Source organism: Lunatimonas lonarensis, from assembly GCF_000390185.1.
Classification (GTDB): domain Bacteria; phylum Bacteroidota; class Bacteroidia; order Cytophagales; family Cyclobacteriaceae; genus Lunatimonas; species Lunatimonas lonarensis.
Window position 1 is genome coordinate 1 of the sequence record NZ_AQHR01000045.1, and the last position, 799, is coordinate 799.

1 protein-coding gene is annotated in these 799 nt (G+C 33.4%); it reads right to left on the bottom strand.

Annotation, left to right across the window (positions count from 1 at the left end; all coding sequences use genetic code 11):
- Positions 1–221: 221 nt before the first annotated feature.
- Positions 222–799, bottom strand: a 578-nt coding sequence (locus ADIS_RS23140) for a hypothetical protein (RefSeq protein WP_162141564.1), incomplete at its 5' end; no start/stop codon positions are given.

The following is a 799-nucleotide window of genomic DNA, read 5'->3' on the forward strand; positions in this document are numbered from 1 at the left end:
CCTCTCTATTGGTTACCCAATAGTCCTCCATCCATTTCAAAGCACTCGACCTGCTTTTAAGGTCGATTCAAGTCACACACGTTTCTCAGCTATACGCAGGCAGGGATTTTTACCACTGAACTTCCTACGAAGAACGGAACTTTAAATTTACCACTTTCTTGTCCTACGAAGCACGAAACCCCTGCTTGCGTATAGGTGATGTTGGCAACTGCCTTTTATCATTAGGTTCTAAATGTTAATGGGTCAATTATTAAATTATTCCCTGTGTTTTCTACCCAACCTTCAATACTTTTAAAAACATCGTGAAGTCCAAAAATCCATCCACTAAAATTTTCACCACCTATTGTGAGGTAGTTAAGGCAATTTTCAACATTAAATTTTCGAATGGTACCAAAATCAATTACTATTCCATGTCCTTCTTTGTCTATATTTCTTAATAGAATGTATCCATCTTTTGGATTGTCAAGATTCATTTCTTTTCCATTAATAACCTTGTATTCATTTGTTTTCTTTCCTGTATTATCAAAAAGATTATTTCTCGAATAAACTGTGGCAATAATTTCTAAACTTCTAACGACTTTAATTAATGAACTTACATAAATAGGCTCAGCGTTTTGTGTAAAGAAAGGTTGATTCATTATGCTTTCTATCTTAGATTTATAATCTGTCCAATCTTTAAGTACTGTAAATCCAAGATGTCTTTGTTCAAATAAATGCATTTTTAATTCCTCTTCGGTTAGGTTTAGCATTTGCCAAATATAATACTCCCCTAAAATGGTACCAGAGGTTAAGTTAAAAA